15 protein-coding genes are annotated in these 21019 nt (G+C 70.6%); 5 read left to right on the top strand and 10 right to left on the bottom strand.

Features of this window, described 5'->3' with window-relative positions; all coding sequences use genetic code 11:
• Positions 1-7 precede the first annotated feature (7 nt).
• Positions 8-610: a DUF6801 domain-containing protein gene (locus HUW46_RS43720; RefSeq protein ID WP_215544512.1), complete on the bottom strand. Its 603-nt coding sequence runs from the start codon at positions 608-610 to the stop codon at positions 8-10.
• A 130-nt stretch (positions 611-740) separates the two neighbouring features.
• The gene (locus HUW46_RS43715; protein ID WP_215544511.1) at positions 741-1883 is read right to left on the bottom strand and encodes a serine hydrolase domain-containing protein; all 1143 of its coding nucleotides are present in this window, start codon (positions 1881-1883) and stop codon (positions 741-743) included.
• A gap of 301 nt (positions 1884-2184) precedes the next feature.
• Between HUW46_RS43715 and HUW46_RS43710 the strand changes: the two genes are divergently transcribed.
• Positions 2185-2880, top strand: coding sequence for a TetR/AcrR family transcriptional regulator (locus HUW46_RS43710; RefSeq protein ID WP_215544510.1), 696 nt, complete (start codon positions 2185-2187; stop codon positions 2878-2880).
• A gap of 10 nt (positions 2881-2890) precedes the next feature.
• Here HUW46_RS43710 and HUW46_RS43705 read toward each other — a convergent pair whose 3' ends face one another.
• The 5 genes from HUW46_RS43705 to HUW46_RS43685 all read right to left on the bottom strand — a co-directional run bounded on the left by HUW46_RS43705 (position 2891) and on the right by HUW46_RS43685 (position 7473).
• Positions 2891-3904, bottom strand: a complete 1014-nt coding sequence (locus tag HUW46_RS43705; RefSeq protein ID WP_215544509.1) for an LLM class flavin-dependent oxidoreductase — start codon at positions 3902-3904, stop codon at positions 2891-2893.
• Positions 3882-5081, bottom strand: coding sequence for an MAB_1171c family putative transporter (locus tag HUW46_RS43700; RefSeq protein WP_215544508.1), 1200 nt, complete (start codon positions 5079-5081; stop codon positions 3882-3884). The genes HUW46_RS43705 and HUW46_RS43700 overlap by 23 nt, the downstream gene beginning before the upstream one ends.
• Entirely contained in the window at positions 5078-6148 is a 1071-nt protein-coding gene (locus HUW46_RS43695) for an ImmA/IrrE family metallo-endopeptidase (RefSeq protein WP_215544507.1), read from the bottom strand. The genes HUW46_RS43700 and HUW46_RS43695 overlap by 4 nt, the downstream gene beginning before the upstream one ends.
• Before the next feature lie 3 nt (positions 6149-6151).
• Positions 6152-6718, bottom strand: coding sequence for a hypothetical protein (locus HUW46_RS43690; RefSeq protein ID WP_215544506.1), 567 nt, complete (start codon positions 6716-6718; stop codon positions 6152-6154).
• Between the two features lie 245 nt (positions 6719-6963).
• A complete protein-coding gene (locus HUW46_RS43685) occupies positions 6964-7473 on the bottom strand; it encodes a MaoC family dehydratase (protein ID WP_215544505.1) in 510 nt (169 codons plus the stop codon).
• A 65-nt stretch (positions 7474-7538) separates the two neighbouring features.
• Here HUW46_RS43685 and HUW46_RS43680 point away from each other — a divergent pair, with 65 nt between their 5' ends.
• The 3 genes from HUW46_RS43680 (at position 7539) to HUW46_RS43670 (ending at position 11307) form a co-directional block, all read left to right on the top strand.
• Positions 7539-8267: an ArsR/SmtB family transcription factor gene (locus HUW46_RS43680; RefSeq protein ID WP_215544504.1), complete on the top strand. Its 729-nt coding sequence runs from the start codon at positions 7539-7541 to the stop codon at positions 8265-8267.
• A gap of 435 nt (positions 8268-8702) precedes the next feature.
• Complete coding sequence (locus HUW46_RS43675) at positions 8703-10157, top strand: aminopeptidase P family protein (RefSeq protein ID WP_215544503.1); 1455 nt, start codon at positions 8703-8705, stop codon at positions 10155-10157.
• Between the two features lie 484 nt (positions 10158-10641).
• A complete protein-coding gene (locus HUW46_RS43670) occupies positions 10642-11307 on the top strand; it encodes a C1 family peptidase (protein WP_215544502.1) in 666 nt (221 codons plus the stop codon).
• A gap of 12 nt (positions 11308-11319) precedes the next feature.
• On the opposite strand, the gene HUW46_RS43665 is transcribed toward HUW46_RS43670, so the two are convergent.
• The gene (locus HUW46_RS43665; RefSeq protein ID WP_215544501.1) at positions 11320-11646 is read right to left on the bottom strand and encodes an SRPBCC family protein; all 327 of its coding nucleotides are present in this window, start codon (positions 11644-11646) and stop codon (positions 11320-11322) included.
• 108 nt (positions 11647-11754) lie between these two features.
• Between HUW46_RS43665 and HUW46_RS43660 the strand changes: the two genes are divergently transcribed.
• Positions 11755-12477 carry a flavin reductase family protein gene (locus HUW46_RS43660; RefSeq protein ID WP_215550466.1) on the top strand — a complete coding sequence of 241 codons (723 nt, stop codon included), beginning with the start codon at positions 11755-11757 and terminating at the stop codon, positions 12475-12477.
• Between the two features lie 256 nt (positions 12478-12733).
• Here HUW46_RS43660 and HUW46_RS43655 read toward each other — a convergent pair whose 3' ends face one another.
• Together HUW46_RS43655 and HUW46_RS43650 are read right to left on the bottom strand one after the other, a co-directional pair.
• On the bottom strand, positions 12734-19165 hold the full coding sequence (locus HUW46_RS43655) for a type I polyketide synthase (RefSeq protein WP_215544500.1): 6432 nt from the start codon (positions 19163-19165) through the stop codon (positions 12734-12736).
• Positions 19162-20892: a fatty acyl-AMP ligase gene (locus HUW46_RS43650; RefSeq protein WP_215544499.1), complete on the bottom strand. Its 1731-nt coding sequence runs from the start codon at positions 20890-20892 to the stop codon at positions 19162-19164. Before HUW46_RS43650 ends, HUW46_RS43655 begins: the two co-directional genes overlap by 4 nt.
• Positions 20893-21019 lie beyond the last annotated feature (127 nt).

The raw sequence follows: 21019 nt of genomic DNA, 5'->3' as shown, positions 1-21019 counted from the left end.
GCCCGGCTCAGCCGACCTGCGTGGTGCCGAGCAGGGTGTCCTGCGTCGGCGGGTCGAGCTTGAGGGGAACGTCGAACTCGCCGAGCCCGCTGTCGGTCTTGATGTGCGAGGACACCGTCGGCTCGACGTTGATCTTCGCCTCCCCGGTGGGGACGCCACCGGGGATGGTGAACTTCACGCCACCCTTCGCGGTGAAGGTCAGCGGCCCCTGGGGCGGCACCTGGGTCTCCGGGATCGGCAGCGCGATGGAGAGCGGAACGGACTGACCGCTGCTCACGGTGAGCTTGACCGCGGTCTTGATGTCGCCGGAGAGCACCTTGGTGCCAACGAGCCGCAGGCCGTCACCGGCGGCCGCGCCGGCGTCCACGTCCACGGAGAACGGCACGTCGACGGTGTCGCCGGGCTTGACGCTCTTCGGGATGTCGACGTGCACGACGGCCTTCACCTGCTGCGCGCCGATGATCGGGAACTCGCCCCGGTAGGTCAGCGCCTTGTCCGCGGCGCCCGCCATCCCGGCGCCGAAAACGCCGACCGTGATCGCGGCGACCGCACCGACGAGACCTGTCCTCGCCATCGGCCGTTTGGCGGCCTTCAGGATTGCAGCTGTCATTTTTCTACCCTTTCTCGGTGAACCTACTCGAAGGAAAGAAAGAACGGTGCCGACGGGGCAGAATCGCGCAGGGATCTTCGCCGCGCTGTTCTTCGTGGCGAAAGAGATCAGTTTCCGATAACGCCCGGAGTCAGGGGCGGACCAGTGCTTCGGTGACGATCTCGGCGGTTTTCGTGGGCGCGGGCGCCGGGTCGGTCAGCGTGCCGGGACCGAGCCGCACGACGACGGTGTCCGAGCCGGGGTCGACCTGGACGATCTGCCCGCCGAGGCCGAGCGCCCAGTACATGTCCTGCGGGGCCGACGGCACGAGCTGAGTGTGCGGGGCCTTCGCGCTTTCCTCGCGGGTCATCGGGTTCTGCACCGTGGCGACCGGGCCGAGCCGGTTGAGCCACCACAGGTACCCGTACGCGCTGGAGATGTCCTGCGACGGTTTCCCGGTGGCGTCGCCGACCCAGTGCTCGGACACCGGCTGGGTGCCGTTCCAGTGCCCCTTGCGCAGGAAGAGGTAACCGAACCGGGCCAGGTCCTGGCAGGTCGACTGCAGGCCCATGAACGTGTTGGTGTTGCCCTTCTGGTCCAGCGTCATCTTCGAGTGCTTCATGCCCAGCGGTTCGAGGAGCTTCTTCTGCGCGTAGTCGCTCGGTCCGTCGCCGGTGGCCTTCCGCAGCACGGCGTCGAGCGTCTGGATGGCGGTGTTGTTGTAGGCCCAGAACTGGCCGGGCGCAACGTCCTGGGACTGGGAGACGGCGAACCCGGTGCGGTCCTGCGCGGCGAAGACCTTCACCGCGTCGTCGAAGGCACTCGTCCAGTGCCTGCCGGAATCGTTGCTGAGCAAGTCCTTCACCGTGACCTCGGCCGACGGCGTGTCACCCCACGACGGGATGTACTTCGACGCCTTGTCCTCGACGCTCAGCTTCTGCTCGTCCTGCGCGATGCCGACCAGTGTGCTCGACACCGACTTGGTCGCCGACCACACTTCCTGGGCCGACTCGGGCCCCGTGCCGTTCCAGTACCAGTCGCCGACCAGCTTCCCGTGCCGGACGACCGCGAGGCAGTTCGACTTGCCCGCCTTCAGCTCGTCGGCGATCTTCGCCAGCTTGGCCGGGTCGAACCCGGCGGCCACGGCATCGCCGCGTTCCCATTCCGCGCCGGGGTACGGATCGTCCGCGGCCGGCGTCGCGAGTGCGGAACCACTCGACCCGACGGCCGCGCTCGCCGTCATCATCGCGGCGAGAAAGGCGAAAAAGATCCTGTGGCGAGCGGAAGAAGGCATCGGTGACCTTCCGGTCGGGCTGAAATCCGCGAATGCAGAAGGAAGACTGGACTCGCCGGGGAACCCGTGTCAATACCGTCGGTCAAAAACAACCCGCAGTCGGAAACGGTTTGTCATCGCCGTGAGTGTGCGCATTCCAGAACCCAGTGGCGGATGAGCGCGGCAGATCTTCCCTTGTCCAACGGCTTGAAGAACTGTAGAGTACGCGAAAATCGGGGGAGTACGCCGACCAGCGGACCCGCTGGTGGCCTCGCCGAGGCGGTTCGTGAACGGGAGGTGGCGCGGTCGGTAGAATGCGGCGGTGAACGACCATCCGATGGTGTCCGGGGTGGAGGCCTTCGCGTCCATCGGGCACGGCCTGCCCAGTCGCCACCGGCTCACGCGCGAAGAGGTCGAGGAATCCCAGCGCAACCGCATCGTGGTCGCGTTCCTGCAGGTCACCGCGGAAAAGGGATACGCGGCGGTGACCATCGGCGATATCGTCGAACGCGCTGGCGTGTCCAAACAGGCGTTCTACCACCAGTTCGCCACCAAGCAGGACTGCTTCGTCGACGCCTTCGGCACGGCGGCCAAAGTCGCACTCGGTTCGATCACCCGCCCGCTGAGCGAACTCCCTTACACGGACTGGCGAACCGGTGTCGCGGCCACAATGGACGAATACCTCGGCGCGATGGCCTCGGCGCCGAAGGTGACCTGGACGATGCAGATCGAGTGCCTGGCGGCGGGTCCGGAGGTGGCCGCGCTGTACCACCGGGCGATCGGCCGGATCGCCGAGCTGTACCGCGCCACCTACAACTACGTGGTGCGCCGGGAGGACCCGAGCAGGCCCGCGCTGCCGGACGAGAGCTTCGACATTCTGGTCGGCGGCATCTCGGACCGGATCCGCTACTGCCTCTACACCAAGGGCGCCGAAGCCATTCCCGCACTCGCCCCCGACTTCGTCGCGACCATCATGGCGTTCTTCGGCGAGAAGCCGGACCCCGCGGCGGAAGGCTGAGCCGTCCTGTTCAGTGCCGGAGCAGGTTCGCGATCTCGCTGACCAGTTCGTACGAGTGGCGCCGGTCGCGGTGATCGTAGACCGGGGTGGTCACCATCAGCTCGTCGGCGCCGGTGTCGTCGAGCACGGACTGCAGCAGCTTCCGGACGGTGTCCGGCGAACCGACCAGCACGCTGCCGGACCGCGCCGCGATCTCCTCGCGGTCGGACTCGGTGTACGGGTACGCCGCGGCGTCCTCGGGGCTGGGCAACCGGATCCGGTTCCCGCGCACCCTGCTGAGCACCTTCAACCGGGTCGACCCCGCGAGCCATTCGGCGCGGTCGTCCGTGTCGGCCGCGATCACCGACACACTGACCAAAGTGGACGGTGAGCCCAGCATGCGGGAGGGTTCGAAGGAATCGCGGTAGAGCCGGGTCGCTTCCGCGGCGTCCGCCGGTTTGAGGTGGTGCGCGAAGGCGTAGGCGAGCCCGCGGGATCCGGCGAGCCGTGCGCTGGCGGTGCTCGACCCGAGCAGCCAGATCGGCGGCACGTTCCCGATCGCGGGAATCGCCTTGACCACCTGGTCCTCGTCCGGGGCGAAGTAGCCGAGCAGTTCGTCGAGCTGTCCGGAGAAGTCCTTGGCGGCGCGTTCGGCCGCACCGCGGACGAACTCCGCGGTCTGCCGGGAACCGCCGAGCGCCCTGCCGAGGCCGAGATCGATCCGGCCGGGGTGGAACGCGGAGAGGGTGCCGAACTGCTCGGCGACCACGATCGGCGCGTGGTTGGGCAGCAGCACCCCGCCGGCGCCGACCCGGATCGACCGCGTCGCGTCGGCGAGGCGGCCGACGACGACGGCGGGCGCGGAACTGGCTACCCCGCGCATGCTGTGGTGCTCGGGCACCCAGTACCGGTGGTAGCCGAGGCCGTCGGCGAGCACGGCGAGGTCGACGGTGTTCTCCAGTGCGCGGCGGGCCGTGGAACCCTGCACGATCGGCGAGGTGTCCAGCACGGAAACACGCACCTCAGCGTGTCGGCACCCGGCCATGGTCGTCGTCCTTCCTGATCACACCACGGTTCGTGAGCTCTTCGCTCAGCTCCGCCATCCAGCGGGCTCTCGCCTGCCAATCCGGGAAATCGGGCTCGATCCGGGGGTAAGGTGGTTCGGCGAAGTCGACGTCCTCGCCCGCGGCCTCGCGCCGCCGGGCTTCCTCGCGCCTTTCGAGCGCCGTCGCGACGACCCCGGCCGCGACGGCGGGATCGGACGTGTCGCCATCCGGCTCGGGGCAGTCCCGCGCGAGCTCGGCGAGACCATCGGTGATCTCCACCGTGATCCGCTCGAACTCGTGGTCACCGCGCCGGTCGTCCTCGTTCTGGTGCTTGAGCGCGATATAGGGGAACTGTGCGGTCAACTCCGTCCACAGTGGAGTCATCCGGCGGCTGTAGCGCGCCCGCAGCGCGCGGTCGTGGCGGGTCCGGATCGCCACGATCCCGGTCGCCAGCGGGACGAGGGCGAGGCCGAGCGTCAGCAGGATCTGGCCGCCGAGCTGCCCCGTCGAGTACAGCGTGTGGAAGAGTTCGAGATCGGCACGCGGCTTGAACGCGCGGATCGCTTGCTGGATCAGGGAAATCGCGTTGACGCCGAGCGCCATCCCCGCGCTCCCCACGATCACCAGCCAGAACGCGGCGCGCGCCCACGGGTTGCGCAGGTGCCTGCGCAGCGCCCCGGCACGGCGGATGCCGACGAACCAGATCACCAGGGCGTACCCGTCGAGGCTGAGGTAGTAGACGATGCGTTCCCAGCTGTGGTACGCCCACGCGGGTACGGGCGATTTCCAGGTCTCCGGCGGCGCGGTGTCGTGCACGACCACCATCACGGCGATGGCCGCGACCAGCACGCCGAGTTCGATCAGCGCCTTCCGCTTGCGCGAGGCGAGCGGGCGCTTGGTGTCGGCCAGCAGGAAGTAGGCGGCGAAGCAGTACGCCATCGCCATCCAGCAGCCGTTGATGACGTGCGGCCACGCGTCGCCGAAGAACGCCTTGATCGCGGCGAGCGCCGGGGTCTTGATGCCGACGGTCGCCGCGAAGGCGAGCAGGACGAGACCTGGCGCGAGCACCCGCAGCGGGAGATCGTCGCGGCGGCGGGCGAGCTGGACGAGTTCCCAGATCGCGATCGCCACCAGCGCGATGCCCTTGAACCACCGCACCGCCAGGTCGAAGCTCATGTCGGCCTTGGCCGCCCGACGAAGCCGAACGCCGCCGCGATGCTCTGATCGGCGGGCCCCGCGGCCACCGGCAACCGGTTCGGCCGCGGGCGTTCACGCGACATCGCCGAGAGCGTCCGCGCGCCGATCTCGGCCTCGCGTTCCCGCCAGTCGGTGTAGGCGCCCTGCTCATCATCGGGGTCAACAGCGAGCCCGCAGGTCAACGTGTCACCGACCTCGAGGTGATCGCGCACGAGGTGGATCACCTCGTGGTAGATCACCAGCGCCTGCTGCGACGCCGGTGCGGTGTGCTCGACCAGGATGTGATCGGCCCTGCGCTTGGGCACGAGGTGCCCGACCCCGGTCGTGGCGCCGAGGTCGATCGCGCGGACCTTGATCGGGCGGCCGCGGCGGTCGGCGAGGCGGCGGCACAGCTCGTGCGCGTCGAACGGGGTGCCGAGACCGAGGTCGTGCACCAGGTCGCGGCACAGCGTGCGGAGCTGCGCTTCGCTCATCGGTGCCGTCATCGATGATCCGCTGTCCTGGCTCGCGCCGTCGGGGAGTGGCCGGTCGTCGCGCCGGTCCGCTGGAGACCGCCTGGAATGGCTTGGCGAGACATTGACAGAGGGTAGCGCCGTGGGGCGGACGGTGTGTAGTGCCTTCCACAATTGAATCCGGCGATGCGCCGCCGACGGCCTCCTGCCTCGGCAGATCAGGTACCCTGACACCCCGGAATCCCGGAAGGCGAGCTCGAGAACCTGGTCGCGGACGGCGTCCACTCTGGACTGGTCGTCGCCGAAGAACTCGGGCTCGATCCCGAAGAACTCCGCGACGGCCGCGAGCTGCTCGTCGGTCGCGGCGCCCCCGGCGCGGAGCCGCTCGACGGCCGCGCGGCCGGCGGCCGGGTGGTCCCGGCCCAGCGCGGCGGCGAGCGCGTCGCCCACCTCGGCGTTCGTGTACGGGCGCCACTGCGGCCCGTCGACCTCTTCCGCTTCGCGATCGGTTGCGGCGTCCCCGGTTTCCACGGGCGCCGCGACTACCTCGAACAGCCAGTTCAGTCGATCCGCCACCCCCTCGGCGGCGGTCACACGTCAGTCCTTTCGTCGGCTCTCGCGCGAGCTGGTGTCATCGTCGACGTCCTCCTCGTCATCGGCGACCAGCGCACGCGCCAGTGCCCGCATCATCGTGGCCTGCTCGCGAGCCGTCCTCGCGTTGACCGCCGCACCCCGGTGGGCCATCTTCGTGACCCCGGACTCGCGCATCGCCTGCTGCAGCTCCTTGGTGGCCGTCTGCAGCTCGTCCTGCGCCTCGCGGTTCGCCGCGAGGGTGGCCCGCAACCGCGTCTCGCGATCACCGAGATCGCGTTCGACGTCGGCGGCGACCGCGGCGTCGGTGAAGTACCCGACCTGGACCTCGAAGAACCACGCCACGGCCTGCAGGGTGCGCAGGGTCGGGTTCTGCTTGATCCCGCGCCGCAGCTCGCTGAGATGGGACTCCGACAGCTCCCAGCCCGCGGCCTTGCAGGCAGTGACGACCTCGCGGTTGGTGTACGTCCGGTCAGGGGAAGCCGGAGGCCGTTGTACCTCGAACAGACGATTGAGCCGATCACCCAAGGTGCGCGGCACCGCCGCACGGGTGTTTTCCCGGTCATTCGTCATGTCGGTTCTCCAGTTCGGCGTTGCTGGCCCACCTGCCAGCGTGGCGCCAATCCCAGGTCAGCGTCAATGCAACGCGACCACTTTGCACGATATTACGTCTCAGCGTAGCCAAACGTCCATTCGGTCTTGTATTGTTTCGCTCCAGCGGCGGAGCGCACCTCGACAAGGCTCCGTTGGCTACGCGGGCGAGTGGAGCAGTCCGACGGGTGGGGGTTCGCCGGACTGCTCCCCGCGCCTGGCGCGGCTCAGCCGCCGTCGCGGCGCCGCAGAATGTTCGTCACCTTGAAGCTGATCGGGCACCGGTCGTCCTGGTTGAGCAGCAGGGCTTCGCTGTGGACGAGGCCGCGATCGGGCTTGGACCTCGACGGCCGCGTCCCCGTGGTGGTGACGCGCAGCCGGACCGCGTCACCGGGGCGCAGCGGCGCCGCCCAGCGCAGCTCGTCCACTCCCGGCGAGGCGAGGCTGGCCACCCGCGAGAGGTAGTGGTCCGCGAAGAGCCGCATCAACAGGCCCGCCGAATGCCAGCCGCTCGCGATGAGACCCGAGAACGGCCCGGTCGCGGCGAACGCGGGGTCGGTGTGGATCGGCTGCGGGTCGAACCGCAGGGAGAACTCGACGATTTCCCGTTCGCTGACCGTCAGGTGGCCGTACTCGTAGGTCATCCCCGGCACGTAGTCCTCGAAGTAGCGGTCGTCGACGGGTACCGCGAAATCGGTGGCGCCCAGTGCGCGCGTGTTCGTGGCGTAGGAGGTCATGGACGCAGGATCGCACCGCGACCGTTCAGGCGAACCCGAACAGTTCGTCGGCTACCGTCGGCGGGGTGTCCGCCGCCGACTACGACCTCGCCGCCACCGGACGCGCGATCGCCGAACCGGTGCGCGCGGCCATGCTCCTGCGCCTGCTGGACGGCCAGACCCACAGCGCGCGGGATCTGGCCGAGGCGGCCGGAGCTTCGCCGTCGACGGCGAGCCCGCACCTTCGCCACCTCGTCGACGCCGGGCTGGTGACGGTCGCGGTCGCCGGGCGGCGGAAACTGCACGCGCTCGCCTCGCCGGAGGTCGCCGCGGCACTGGAGGCGCTCGCAGCGATCTCCCCGCTGCTGCCGGTGGAATCGCTGCGCCAGGCGAGAGCCGGGAGCAGGCTGCAACGCGCCAGGGTCTGCTACAGCCACCTCGGTGGCGCGCTCGCGGTGTCGGTCGCGGACGAACTGGTCGCGGGCGGCGCGGTCGAGCCACTGGCGGCAGGGCGGCCCGGGGTGCTGCGGACGCTCGAACACCCGCTGCTGGCGGCACTCGCGATCACCGACCTGTCCTCGGGCGCGGGGCCGGTTGTGCGCGGGTGTCTCGATTGGACGGAGCGCAGCGCGCACCTCGCCGGCCGTCTCGGCTCCGCCGTGCTGGCGGGGATGCTCGCGGCGGGCTGGCTCACCCGTCGTCCGCGCGACCGCGCGCTGACCCTCACCGGGCACGGTGCCACCCGGCTGGCCCGCCTCGGCGTCGTGGCGCCGGAGCCGGAGCGGAGGGAGCAGCCTTGGCAGGCATGTCGGTGACGTGGACCCTCACCGGGGCCGGGTGGGCCGATGTCGTCGTCGCCGACGACGAGACGGAGGCCGTGGCCACCGCCTAGTACCTCACGACCGCACCCGAAGACTTCCTCACCGCGGTGGTCAGGATCGTCCGCGGCGGTCGTCCGTTGCTTCGACGAGGTGGCGAGGAACTACGGCGAGGGCGCATACCGGAGGGAATGGCGGAATCCCTTCCCCCGCACCGAACTCGAGGTGTTCAGGACCGCCTGGCGCGCGAACCGGCGCACCGGAACCGCCTGACTGCGATCACGAGTTCGTTCACTTCGACGAACGCGATCCCGAGGCAAGCGGTGCCACGAAGGGGAACTTGACGCCGCGACGACGACAGATCTACCCTTCACGCCGTTCGGTTAAATGAACGCGAAGTGACTGTGTTCGGCAGCGGAAAAGGGGCACCCCGTGAACGAGACTCGGCCGGCGCGACGCGATCCGAGCAGGCTCACCGAGGCGACGGGGTTCCGCGAGTTCCTGCGCGAGGGCTGGGGGCCGGTCGACCGGGCGGTTTCGCTGCCAGCCGGTGCGGCGAAGGCGGCCGAAGACCACCGGCGACGGCTGAGCGAAGCGCTTCCCGGCCGTCGCATCGCCGTCGCGTCGGGATGGGCGCCGGTGCGGGCGAACGACACCGACTACGGCTTCCGCCCCGACAGCGACTTCGCGTGGCTCACCGGCTGCGACGCCGAAGGCGCGGTGCTCGTCATGCGCCCGGTACCCGGTGGCCACGAGGCGGAGCTGTTCCTGCGGCCGCCCGCGCTCGCCGGAGAGGCCGACTTCTTCGGCAACGCGCGCGACGGCGAGCTGTGGATCGGCCCGGCACCGGGACTGCGGGAGTGGAGCGACGCGCTCGGGGTGCCGTGCCGCCCGCTCGACGAACTGGCTTCGGCCTTCCGCGGCACCTTGCCAGCGGTGCTCGCCACCTTCCGCGTCGACCCGCTGCTCGACGCGCTCGTGCCCGGCGCGGAGTGGGCCGAACTGCGGCGCACACTGGCCGAGCTCCGCCGGGTCAAGGACGACTGGGAAGTCGGAGAACTGCGACGCGCCGTCGACGCCACTATCCGCGGCTTCGGTGACGTCGCGGCGGAACTGCCCGCCGCGGTGGCCGGTGGCGGCGAGCGCTGGCTCGAAGGCACCTTCGACCGGCGCGCCCGCTACGAGGGCAACGGCGTCGGCTACGCCTCGATCGTCGGGGCGGGCGAGCACGCTCCCGTGCTGCACTGGACGCGAAACGATGGCCGCGTCGACGAGAACGCCGTCCTGCTCCTGGACGCCGGAGTGGAGATGACCTCGCTCTACACCGCGGACGTGACCAGGACGCTGCCCGTCTCCGGTGCGTACAGCGACGCCCAGCGGCGGGTCTACGACCTGGTGCTGACCGCGCACAAGGCCGCGTTGGACGCGGTACGACCCGGCGCTCGGTACTCCGCGTTCCACGAGGCGGCGATGCGGGTGCTCGCCACCGGCCTCCACGACTGGGGCGTTCTTCCGGTGTCTCCGGAGGAAGCGCTCGAAGTGAAGAACCAGCACCACCGGCGCTACATCGTCTGCGGCGTCGGTCATTTCCTCGGCCTCGACGTCCACGACTGCGCGCACGCCGAGCCGCACCTGTACCAAGACGGCACGATCGAACCGGGAATGGCACTCGCCGTGGAACCCGGGCTTTACTTCCACCCCAACGATCTGACGGTACCGCCGGAGCTGCGGGGGATCGGGGTCCGGATCGAAGACGACGTGCTCGTCACCGGGAGCGGTACCGAAGTGCTCTCTGCGGCGCTTCCCGTCGAACCGGGCGAGCTGGAATCGTGGGTGGCGACCCGCCGCGGTGCCTCTCCGTACAATCCGTTCTCGCGGAGCGAATAGCCAGGATTCACCGGCACCGCGACCGCCCTTGGGCGGTCGCGGCACCGTCGTATTCGGACACAAATACTTGCACCATCTTCGGTGACGGAATTGCGTGCGAGATCGCGCCTACTTTGGTAGGTGTCCCGGATTTCGTGACGGGGCTAACATTATGGGTGCGCCAAAATGGTCGCCCATATCGGGAAATCGGCGCCTCGTGAATTGATATCGCGAGTTTCTTCTTTCTTGTGCTGGATTCTGCCTTCTTTGTCATCGACGCCAAGGAGCGGTCATGGTCCCCTCTGTTCCCCGGAGCGCAGTTCTCGTCGCGCTTGCCGCCGTGCCGGTGTTCGGCCTCGTCGTGCCGGCGCCTGCGAATGCTGAGCCAGTTTCCCCTGTTCCGGTCGCGCGGCACCGCCACGCGACCGGGGTGAAGCTACCCGCGCCCCACGAGCGCAAGCACGTTCGCACGGGCATCCCTCTCTACACAACCGGGCTTCCCGGCATGCGGCCGAGTGCCTATTCGCTGGAAGACCACACGCCGACCCCCGGTGACCAGAAGTCGGTCAACTCGTGCGTTTCCTGGGCGATCGACTACAGCGCGATGGGGGTGCTCGAAAGCGAGCAGAACGTTTCCGGTGGCCCGAACGCGCCGATGTACACCTATTCGCAGCTCGCGGGCGGACAGAACGTCGGAACCTCGGTCGACGACACGCTGGACATCGCGAAAGCGCAGGGTGTCGACGCGATGTCACACTATTGGCAGGGCAACTACGACTACCGCACATTGCCGGATTCCGATGAACGCGCGAATGCGCGCAACTGGCGGATCTCCGGGTACAACACCCTGAGCACCGGCGCCGCGTTGAAGGGCGAGGTCGAATCGGCGATCTCGTCGGGGCTCCCCGTCATCTTCTCGCTCGACTTCTACCAGTCCTTCAGCGACATGTCCGCGGACACCGCGCGCGACTACAGCTACTTCCCCGGAGACGGCGAACGCCCCGACGGCAGCCACGAGGTCACCATCGTCGGGTACACCGCCCAGGGCGTGCGGGTGGAGAACTCGTGGGGAACCGGTTGGGGCGACGGCGGTTTCGCGAACCTGTCCTGGGACTACCTCACGTGGGCGGCCCTCGACGCCCACTCGGTCGGCAAGCTGGTGCGGTCCTGACCGGGGCGCCGATCACGTGAGCGCGTCCGCCAGCAGATCGAGCGAGGCGCGCAGCTGGTCGCGGTTCACCACCGGCAAGTGGGGCAGCATCTCCACGTGCGTGAACCGCGACCAGTCGTGGATCTGGGTCACCTCGGTCCGGTTCGCCGACAGGGGACGCAGCCGCCAGACGTAGGTGTGCCCCGCCCCGGTGATGACGGCGGTACCGGCGTACCCGTGCAGCGTTCCGCTGGTGTCGAGCGCGGGGTGGTTGGCGGGGTCCGCGAGGAACGCGAACACCCGCGCGGCGGGTGCGTCGATCACGCGGCTCACCGTGATCCGGCGGCCTTCTTCTGGCATGCTCTCCACGGTGCCACATTCGCCGCGGTGAGGACACGGGTCGTTCCGGTAGCGTGTCGCGAGCAGCCGATCATGACGTCCGATTACCGCCAGCCCGCCGCGCTCCCGATGGCCAGAATCGTTGGTGTGAACGACACTTCTTCCCCGCACAGCAAGATCGAGCCCGGCATCCTCTACTTCGGCACGCCCGTCGTGCTGATCTCCACGTCCAATGAGGACGGTACGCCGAACCTGGCGCCGATGTCCTCGGCGTTCTGGCTCGGCTGGCGCGCCATGCTCGGCCTCGGCGCGCGCTCGAAGACGACGCAGAACATGCTGCGCACCGGTGAATGCGTGCTGAACCTGCCGTCGGACGCACTCGCCGATGCCGTCGACCGGCTCGCGCTGACCACCGGGTCCGATCCGGTGCCCGAGTTCAAACAGGACCGCGGGTACCACCACGTCCACGACAAGTTCGGCAGGGCTGGGCTGACCGCGAGTCCGGCCGAGACCGTGGGAGCGGCCCGGGTGGTGGAATGCCCGGTGGTGATGGAGGCCGTGGTGGAGTCGGTGCACCCGGTCGCCGAAGAGGACGAGGCCCAGCGCGGATCGATCGTCGCCATCGAAGTCCGCATCCAGCGCGTCGGCGTGCACGACGACATCCGCATGGCGAACACCGAGGACCGGATCGACCCGGACGCCTGGCGCCCGTTGATCATGAGCTTCCAGCAGTTGTACGGGCTCGGCCCGCAGGTGCGCCCGTCCACGCTCGCGAGCATCCCCGAACGGCTCTACCGCGGCCCCGACATCGAGCGCGCACGGGCACTGGCGCCGAGCCTTCGCGTGCCCTGAAAGTGACCTTCAGGGAATCCAGCGCCCCGAAAGCCGCTTTCGGGGCACCGGCTCGGCGGCGAGCTGGAGCCTGCCGGGAACGAGCCGCATCTGCTGTCCGCCCGCGGGAACCCGGCCATCGGCAGGCCCCCTTCGGGACGCGGTCGCGAATCGACCCGTGCCCGAGGACCAGGCTAAGACCTCCCGTCACGTGAGGTTCAAGGGTGAAAAACCGGACCGGCCACAGTGGACGAACCGTCCACTGTGGCCGGTGGGCTCAGCGCACCTCGGCACCCGTTCCGGAGAACGCGGTGGCGAGGTGTGCCGCGATCACGTCGACGTTTGGCGGGTCCAGCAGGGACAGGTGGTGGCCAGGCACGGTCACCACCTCCAGGTTCCGGCAGACCGCGTCCCAGCCGCGGGCGGGATCGGTCCGGTCGAACCGCGGGTCGCGCAGGCCGCCGGGGACGGGCACTTCCGCGCTGTAGAAGACGGTTCGCCCGGTATAACCGGACGGCCGGTACCGCTCGAGCAGGCGGGCGTCCAGGAACGACCGGCGCTGGTGGTCGAGGATCGCCCCGCTCACGCGTTCGTCGATGACGCCCGCGGCGAGGATCGTCTCGATCAGCAGATCCGCCTGGCCCTCGTCGTCGAGCCGCGCGAGTTCGGCGAAGGGGAGTTCGACCGGTTTGCCGTAACTCGTTTCGAGGAACTCGCCGAACCGTTCGAAGCGGCGTTCCAGCGACTCCTGTTCGGACAGTCCGTGTTCCTGCGGCAGGGGCAGGATCGGGTCGACCATGCCCAGCAGCGAAACCTCCGCGCCCTCGGCTTCGAGCCGTTGCGCGGCTTCGAAGGCGAGGAACCCGCCGAACGACCAGCCCACCAGGCGGTACGGACCGAACGGCTGGCGCCGCCGCAGTTCCGGCAGGTAGGTCTCGACGCGGTCTTCGACCGTTCCGGTGCCGTCCACGCGGTCGAAGCCGTAGGCCGGGATGTTCCCCGGCAGTTGGTCGACCAGCTGCCGGAACACCGAGGTGTCCCCGCCACCGGGGTGGAAGAAGAACACCGGCGTCTCGTCGCCGGTCTCCCGGAGCACGCGAACCGGCCCGGTCGTCGCGACCGCCGCCGCGCGCACGAGCTCGGCCATCAGCTCCGGCGTCCGCTTGTCGAACAACGCCGCCCGGTCGAACGCGGCACCGGCCCGCGTGCTCAGCAGCGTCGCGATCCGGTCCGCGGCCGACTCGTCGCCGCCGCAGGCCGCGAAGTCCTGGGTGACGCCGACCGGGACGCCGAGCACGTCCTCCCACACCGAGACGACCAACCGTTCCGCCGCGTCGCGCGGAGGAACCCGTACCGTGCCGGGCTGCCGCGGGCTCGGCAGCTGAGCCGTTTCCGCCACGTCCAACTCGTCGAAGAGCCACTCCCGGACCTCCGCCAGGCTCGCCCCGCGAAGGAGGAGTGAAACGGCGGGCACGGCACCGAAGTCGTGCTGGAGCCCGTTGCGGATGCGGACGGCGAGCAGCGAGTCAACACCGAGACCGGTGAGCGGGACGTCGTCGGGCAGTTCGTCGGGGCCCAGCCCCATCACCGACGCGATCCTCGCGCGCAGTTGCGAACCGGCCAGCGCGCGGACTTCGGCGGGGGAGAGGCCGGCCAGCGCGGCCGGGCCCGCCCACCCCGTCGATTCCGCCGCTTCGGCGTGTTCGCCGAGCAGCGCGGAGAAGAACGGCAGCCGGGGCAGGTCCGGGAAGGCCGCCGCGAGCCTGCCGGTGTTCAACCGGGCCGCGCCGACAGCGCCGCCGCCGGAGGCCAGGACCTCCTCGATCAACCCGAGCCCCTCGTCCGGATCGATCGGGGTCAGCCACGGCACGTCCAGCCCGGCGGCGGCGCCGACCTCGGCCCAGGTACCCCAGTTCACCGTGGCCGCGGGCAGGCCGTTCGCCCGCCGCAGCGCGACCACGGCGTCGAGGTACGCGTTGGCCGAGGCGTACGCGGGCTGACCTGGAAGCCCGTGCAGCGCGGTGGCGGAGGAGAATCCGAGCCACCAGTCGAGGTCGGCGTCCACGGTCGCCTCGTGCAACTGCCACGCCCCGTGCGCCTTCGGGAGCCAGGTGCGCCGGATCGTCGATCCGTCCAAACGCGACACCGTGCGGTCGTCGAAGACGGCGGCGGCGTGGACCACGCCGCGCACCACCGCGCCCTCGGACGCGGCGATCACGAGCTTCTCGGCGACGCCGGGTTCGGTGACGTCGCCGAGCACGACCTCGACCACGGTTCCGGAGCCGCCGAACTCGTCCAGTGCGGCAACCACTTCCGGCCGCGGCGCCGACCGTCCATTGAGGACGATCTTGGCGGCGCCGAGCGAGGCCAGCTTGCGCGCGAGCGCGATCCCGAGTCCGCCGAGACCGCCGGTGATCACGTAACCGCCGTCGGAACGCACGACGGGATGGTCTCCCGGGACGGGTGCCGACGCGGGTACCAGGCGTGCGGCGTAGCGGTGTCCACCACGCCACGCGACCTCGTCGTCGGCCGCGCCACCCGCGAGTTCGACGGCGAGCGCGGTGTCGTCGCCGTCGACATCGATCCAGGTCGCGCGGAGCGCGGGATGCTCGAAGGCGAGCACGCGCACCAGACCGCGCAATGCGGCGAGCCCCGGACGACCGGCCTCGCCGGGAAGGACCGTCGCCGCGGACGACGTGACCAGCCAGACCCGGGGTGGCGCGGCGTGGTCGGCGACCGTGCGAACCAGGTCGGCCGCGGCTTCGACGGCTCGCACCCCGCTGTCGGGATGGGCGGGCTCGGCATCGTCGAGGACCAGCACCACATCGCGCGCGTCACCGACTTCGACGGTGTCGACCCGGTCGCGCAGACGGGCGGCGAGCGGGTTTCCGGCGGGCGCGAGCACCGCGACGGACGGCTCCGATCGCGGCTGCGGCGCGTCCGTGCGGACCCATTCGTGCGCCAGCAGCGTTTCCCGCAGCGGCGCGCCGATCTCGGACCGGCGCACCCGGCGCGCGAACACGTCGGTCATTTCGAGCACGACGGCGCCGTCGGTGTCGAGCAACCGCAGCGCGCCGAGCACGCCACCGGAGTCTGGTGTGGACGGTGCGATGGTGACCTGGCTCGTGACCCCGGTGGACGGTGCGCCGAACACCCGCACAGCGCCGAACGCCATCGGCAGATAAGCGTCTCCGTCTTTTCCTTCTACAGTGGACAACGCCGCGGCGAACGCCTGCAGGCAGGCGTCGAGCAGGGCCGGGTGCAGGAAGTAGCCCGCGGCGGGCGCGGATTCGGGCACCGACACGGTGGCCGCCGCGACGCGGTCCCCGGTGCGTACGTCGAGCACGCTCCGGAACGTGGGCCCGTAGTCGACGCCGAGCGCGCTCAGCCGCTGGTACAGCTCGCTCGCGGGCAGCGGGGCCGTCGGCTCGTCCTCCCGCGGCCACGGTTCAGCGGCCGCGGTGTCCACATCGGACACGACGAGATCGCAGTGCAGGACCCAGCCGTCCTCGTCGCGGGTGTGCACCTTGACGACGCGGTCGGACTCGGTGAACGTGGTCGTGACGGGGATGTGCTCGGCGAGCGGCAGCGGTTGGTGCAGGGTGACGTCCCGCAGTGCGAACGACCGCGGGGGACGGCCGAGCACGGTCGACGCCGCCGTCAGCGCCATTTCGACGTAGCAGGCGCCGGTGAGCACCGGGCGCCCGCCGACGCGGTGGTCGGCGAGCCACGGCCGGTGCTCGGTGCCGAGATCGGCCTGCCAGACGTGCGTGCCGGTCTCCGGCAGTTCGATGTGGACACCGAGGAGCGGATGCGCGCCGCCCGCCGCGCGGGGGGCGGGTTTCGGCGCCCAGTGCTCGCGGTGCAGCCACGGCGTGGTGGGCAAGTCCAGCAACCGCCCCGCGGTGTGCAGCCGGGTGCCGGTCGCGGCGAGCGCGGCGCCGAGGGAAAGGTGGAACCGGTGGCTCTCGTCGTCATCGCGGCGAAGGGTCCCGAGCACCGACACCTCGCGATCGCCCGCGGTCTCGGTGATCGCGTGGTGCAGCACCGGATGCGGCGACAGCTCGACGAACGCACGGTACCCGTCGTCGAGCGCCTTCGCGACGGCCTGGGTGAAGCGGACGGGTTCACGCAGGTTCGCCACCCAGTAGTCCGCGTCGAAGGCCGCGGTCCCTTGTTCGACGGCGGTCGGGTAGACCGTGATCACCGGCTCGGTCGCCACGACGCCGGTCAGTTCACGCCCCAGCGCGGCGGCCACCGGTGCCACCAGCCGCGAATGGCTGGCGACGTCCACATTGACCTTCTTCGCCAGCAGACCGCGCGCGCCGACCCGGTCCACCAGTGCCGCGACCTCGCCAGGCACACCGGACACCACGGTCTGTCCGGGTGCATGGAACACCGCGACATCGACGCCGGGGTACTCGCCGACCAGCTCCGCGGCGTCCACTGCGGACAGTTCGAGCAGCGCCATCGCCCCCTGCCCGGAGGTGGTGGCGAGCAGTTCCGACCGCCGCACCGCGATCCGCGCGCCGTCGGCGAGGGAGAGCGCACCCGCGACGACCGCGGCCGCTATTTCCCCGAGCGAATGGCCGATCACGGCGGCGGGTGCGACCCCGTAGTGCCGCCACAGCCCGGCGAGCGCCACCTGCATGCCGAAGAGCACCGGCTGGAGTTCCGCGATACCGGTGGGCTCGGTGCCGCCTTCGAGGACAGGGCGCAGCGGCTGTCCTTCCGCGCGCAACGCGGCATCGACTTCGTCGACCGCCGCCGCGAACGCGGGCTCGGTGGCGAGGAGGCGTCGCCCCATACCCGCCCACTGCGAGCCCTGCCCGGAAAACACCCACACCGGACCCGCCTGTCCGGTTCGGCCGGTGGCCACCCCCGGCCGTGCCGTGCGGTGCGCCAGTGCGCGCAGCCCGTCCACCAGTTCGCGGTGGTCCCCGGCGGTCACCACGGCGCGGTGCCTGCCACCCGCGCGCCTGGCGAGGGAGTGCTCGACGTCGGGCAGCGGAATCCGGTCACCGGACTCTTCGAGCCAGTCGGCGAGCGTCGCGGCCGAACGCCGGAGCCGCTCCGGCGACGCGCCGGTGAGCAGGTACTGACCGGGACGACCCGACACCGCCTCCTCGAACGGAACCGCGGGCGCCTGCTCGGCGATGACGTGCGCGTTGGTGCCGCCGAAACCGAACCCGGAGACCCCGGCGCGCGCGACGCGGTCGTGCACCGGCCACGGCCGCTGCTCGGCGACGACCGACAGGCGCAGTTCGTCGAACGGGATGCGGGGATTGGGTTCGGTGTAGTTCAGGCTCGCCGGGATGCGCCGGTTGGCGAGCGCGAGCACCACCTTGATCAGGCCCGCGATCCCGGCCGCCGCTTCGAGGTGGCCGAGGTTGGACTTCACCGAGCCGAGCAGCAGCGGCCGCTCGGTCGGCCGCCCGGCGCCGAGCACCGTGCCCAGCGCGCCCGCCTCGATCGGGTCCCCGAGCAGCGTGCCCGTGCCGTGCGCTTCGACGTAGTCCACTTCGGACGGTTGGACTCCCGCGGCCGCGTACGCGGTGCGGAGCAGTTCCTGCTGTGCCGCCGGGTTCGGCGCGGTCAGCCCGTTGGACCTGCCGTCGGAGTTCACCGCGGACCCGCGCAGCACGGCGAGCACGCGGTCGCCGTCGCGCTGGGCGGCGCTCAGCGGCTTGAGCACGACGACCCCGGCGCCCTCCGCGCGGGCGATTCCGTCCGCCGAGGCGTCGAACGGCTTGCACAGGCCGTCGGCGGAGGTGATCCCCATCTGGTCGAAGGTGACCGTGACGCCGGGGCTCAGCAGCAGGTTCGCCCCCGCGGCGAGCGCGATCTCGCTCTCGCCCGCGCGCAGGCTCTGCATCGCGAGGTGCACCGCGACCAGCGACGACGAGCACGCGCTGTCCACCGCGACGCTCGGGCCGCGCAGGTCGAGCACGTACGAAAGCCGGTTCGCGGCGATGCTCAGCGCGGATCCGGTGCCGCTCCACGCGTCGATGCGGCTGACGTCGCCGAGCGTCAGGTCGCCGTACTCGTTGCCGCTGATCCCGACGAACACCCCCGTGGCACTGCCGCGCAGCCGCTCCGGTGCGACCCCGGCGTGTTCGAGTGCCTCCCAGGCCACTTCGAGAAGCAGGCGCTGCTGCGGGTCCATCGCGCTCGCTTCGCGCGGCGTGATGCCGAAGAACTCGGCGTCGAATTCGGCCACGGAGTCGAGGAAACCGCCCCAGCGGGTGGTGTTCGCGAGCGTCTCGATCTGTTCCGGGGTGTCGTGACCGAACTGGGCCCACCGGTCTTCCGGCAGCGGCGTGACCGCGTTCTCCGCGGACACCAGCAGCCGCCAGTAATCGCCGGGGCCCCGGACGCCACCGGGCAGGCGGCACCCGAGACCGATCACGGCGATCGGCTCGGCGGCGTTCGCCGAGGGCGTTGGTCGCGGTAGCGCCGAGGAGATCGAGGTGTCACCGTCACCGGCGAGTTCGTTGGCGAGCGAGGTGATCGTCGGGTGCTGCCACAGCAGTTGCGTCGGCAGGTCGCGGTCCAGCTCGTCCTCCAGCTCTCCGGTGAGCATCACGGCGTCGCGCGAGGTGAGACCGTATTCGTGGAGCGGCCGGTCGGCGTCCACATCGGACTCCACGATCCCGCAGATCTCGGCGATTCTCGACGTGAGCCACTGGCGCAGTCTCGTGCTGTTCACGACAGGCCTCCGGACAGGTAGTGCGAGCGGGTGGCCGAGCGGGCGATCTTGCCGCTCGAGGTGCGGAGCACGGTTCCCGGCGGCACCAGGACGAACTCGTGCAGCCGCAGGTCGTGGTGCTTGGCGACGGCCGCGCGGACGGCGCGCTCGATCTCCTCGACGTTCCGGTCCGCCTCGGCGACGTGGTTGGAGTACTCGGCGACCACCACCGGCGCCTCCTGCCCGTCGCGGGTCACGCTGAACACGGCGAGCCGGTCGCGCCGCAGTGCCGGGTGCGCTTCCTGTGCGGTCGCTTCGATGTCCTGGGGGTAGTGGTTCTTGCCGTCGATGATGATCAGGTCCTTGAGCCTGCCGGTCAGGTAGATCTCGCCCTCGTGCCAGACCCCGAGGTCACCGGTGCGCAGCCACCCCGACCGCGGTTCGCCTTCGGTCACCGTGCCGTCGAAGGACTCCGCCGAACGCGTGGCCTGGCGCCAGTAACCGGCGGCGATGTTGGGGCCGTGCAACCAGATCTCGCCGACCGTGCCGTCCGGCAGGGGCGCGCCGGTGGCCGGATCGACGACGCGCAGTTCCTGGCCGACCGGCCGCCCCGCCGACACCAGGCTCAGCGCCCGGTCGTGCCCCGGTTCGACCACGACCGCGCGCCCGGCACCGAGCTCCGCCCGGTCCAGCACCGCCACGCGAGGAGCGCGCGCATCGGTGGTGCTGACGAACACGGTCGCCTCCGCGAGCCCGTACGACGGCCGGTGCGCCTCGGCGCGGAAGCCCAGCGGCCCCGCCGCGGCAAGGAACCCGTCGATCGTCTCGGCGCGGACCGGCTCGCTGCCGTTGATCGCGGCGTGCACCCCGCTGAGGTCGATCCCTTCGGTGTCGCCACCCGCCGCCAGTTTCGCCGCGGTGTAGGAGAAGGCGAAGTTGGGTGCCGCGGTGATCACGTCACGGCGCCCGCTCATCAGGTGCAGCCAGCGCAGCGGCTTGCGGGTGAAGGCGAACGGCGTGGTGAACACCGAATGGCAGCCCGCGTGGGCGGGCAGGCAGATGAGCTGGAGCAGGCCCATGTCGTGGAAGAAGGGGAGCCATCCGGCGCACGTGCTGTCCTCGCCGGTGCCGTACGCCTCGACGATCTGGCGGACGTTCGCCGCGAGTGCGCGGTGCGTGATGACCGCGCCAGCGGGCTTCCTCGTCGAGCCGGAGGTGTACTGCAGATACGCGGGCTGGTCCGGAACGACCGCGACGTCGGTGTAGCGCGCGGCGAGCGCGGTGTCCACAGTGTCCACCGCGATCAGGTGCTTCGGCCGCGGCACCGGGTGCGCGTCGAGCAGGGCGCGGATATCGGCCACCGCCGATTCCGAGGTGAGCCACACCTCGGGGTCGCTGTCCGCGAGCGCCCCGACGAGCCGCTCGCCGTGCGCGCTCACCTCGGGGGCGAACAGCGGAACCGCGATCACCCCCGCGTACAGGGCGCCGAAGAACGCGACGACGTAGTCGAGGTTCTGCGGGCACAGCACCGCGACGCGCTCCCCGGCGGTGGTCACCTCGCCGAGGCGGGCGGCGACCGCGCGGGCGCGCAGGTCGAGTTCGGCCCAGCTGAGCGTGGTGGACACGCCCTCACGCCGCTCGCTGTAGTCGACGAAGGTGAACGCGGGCCGGTCGGAGTCCCAGCGGCTCGCCAGTGACGAGGTCAGCGGGCCGAACCCGGTGGAGAATACGGTGTCTTGGTAAGCCATGACGCTCCCAACGCTGTTACTGATACGACGCTGTGCTCGAGGTGAAACTGTGCTCGGGTCGAACGCGCGCGCTCGCGGGAAATCCGATCGGCGCGCGCCGCGCCGAATCGGCCATTGCCCCAAGGGG

Origin of the sequence: Amycolatopsis sp. CA-230715 (assembly GCF_018736145.1) — a bacterium.
Lineage (GTDB): Bacteria > Actinomycetota > Actinomycetes > Mycobacteriales > Pseudonocardiaceae > Amycolatopsis.
The sequence above is the reverse complement of the archived record's forward strand: the minus strand, read 5'-3'. Positions and strand labels throughout refer to the sequence as shown.

Coding starts and splice junctions, on each gene's coding strand:
- HUW46_RS43665 (WP_215544501.1), bottom strand. CDS start 11,646: ATGCCAGAAGAAGGCCGCCGGATCACGGTGAGCCGCGTGATCGACGCA.
- HUW46_RS43660 (WP_215550466.1), top strand. CDS start 11,755: ATGGCCAGAATCGTTGGTGTGAACGACACTTCTTCCCCGCACAGCAAG.
- HUW46_RS43700 (WP_215544508.1), bottom strand. CDS start 5,081: ATGAGCTTCGACCTGGCGGTGCGGTGGTTCAAGGGCATCGCGCTGGTG.
- HUW46_RS43705 (WP_215544509.1), bottom strand. CDS start 3,904: ATGGCCGGGTGCCGACACGCTGAGGTGCGTGTTTCCGTGCTGGACACC.
- HUW46_RS43670 (WP_215544502.1), top strand. CDS start 10,642: ATGCGGCCGAGTGCCTATTCGCTGGAAGACCACACGCCGACCCCCGGT.
- HUW46_RS43685 (WP_215544505.1), bottom strand. CDS start 7,473: ATGACCTCCTACGCCACGAACACGCGCGCACTGGGCGCCACCGATTTC.
- HUW46_RS43720 (WP_215544512.1), bottom strand. CDS start 610: ATGACAGCTGCAATCCTGAAGGCCGCCAAACGGCCGATGGCGAGGACA.
- HUW46_RS43650 (WP_215544499.1), bottom strand. CDS start 20,892: ATGGCTTACCAAGACACCGTATTCTCCACCGGGTTCGGCCCGCTGACC.
- HUW46_RS43690 (WP_215544506.1), bottom strand. CDS start 6,718: ATGACGAATGACCGGGAAAACACCCGTGCGGCGGTGCCGCGCACCTTG.
- HUW46_RS43715 (WP_215544511.1), bottom strand. CDS start 1,883: ATGCCTTCTTCCGCTCGCCACAGGATCTTTTTCGCCTTTCTCGCCGCG.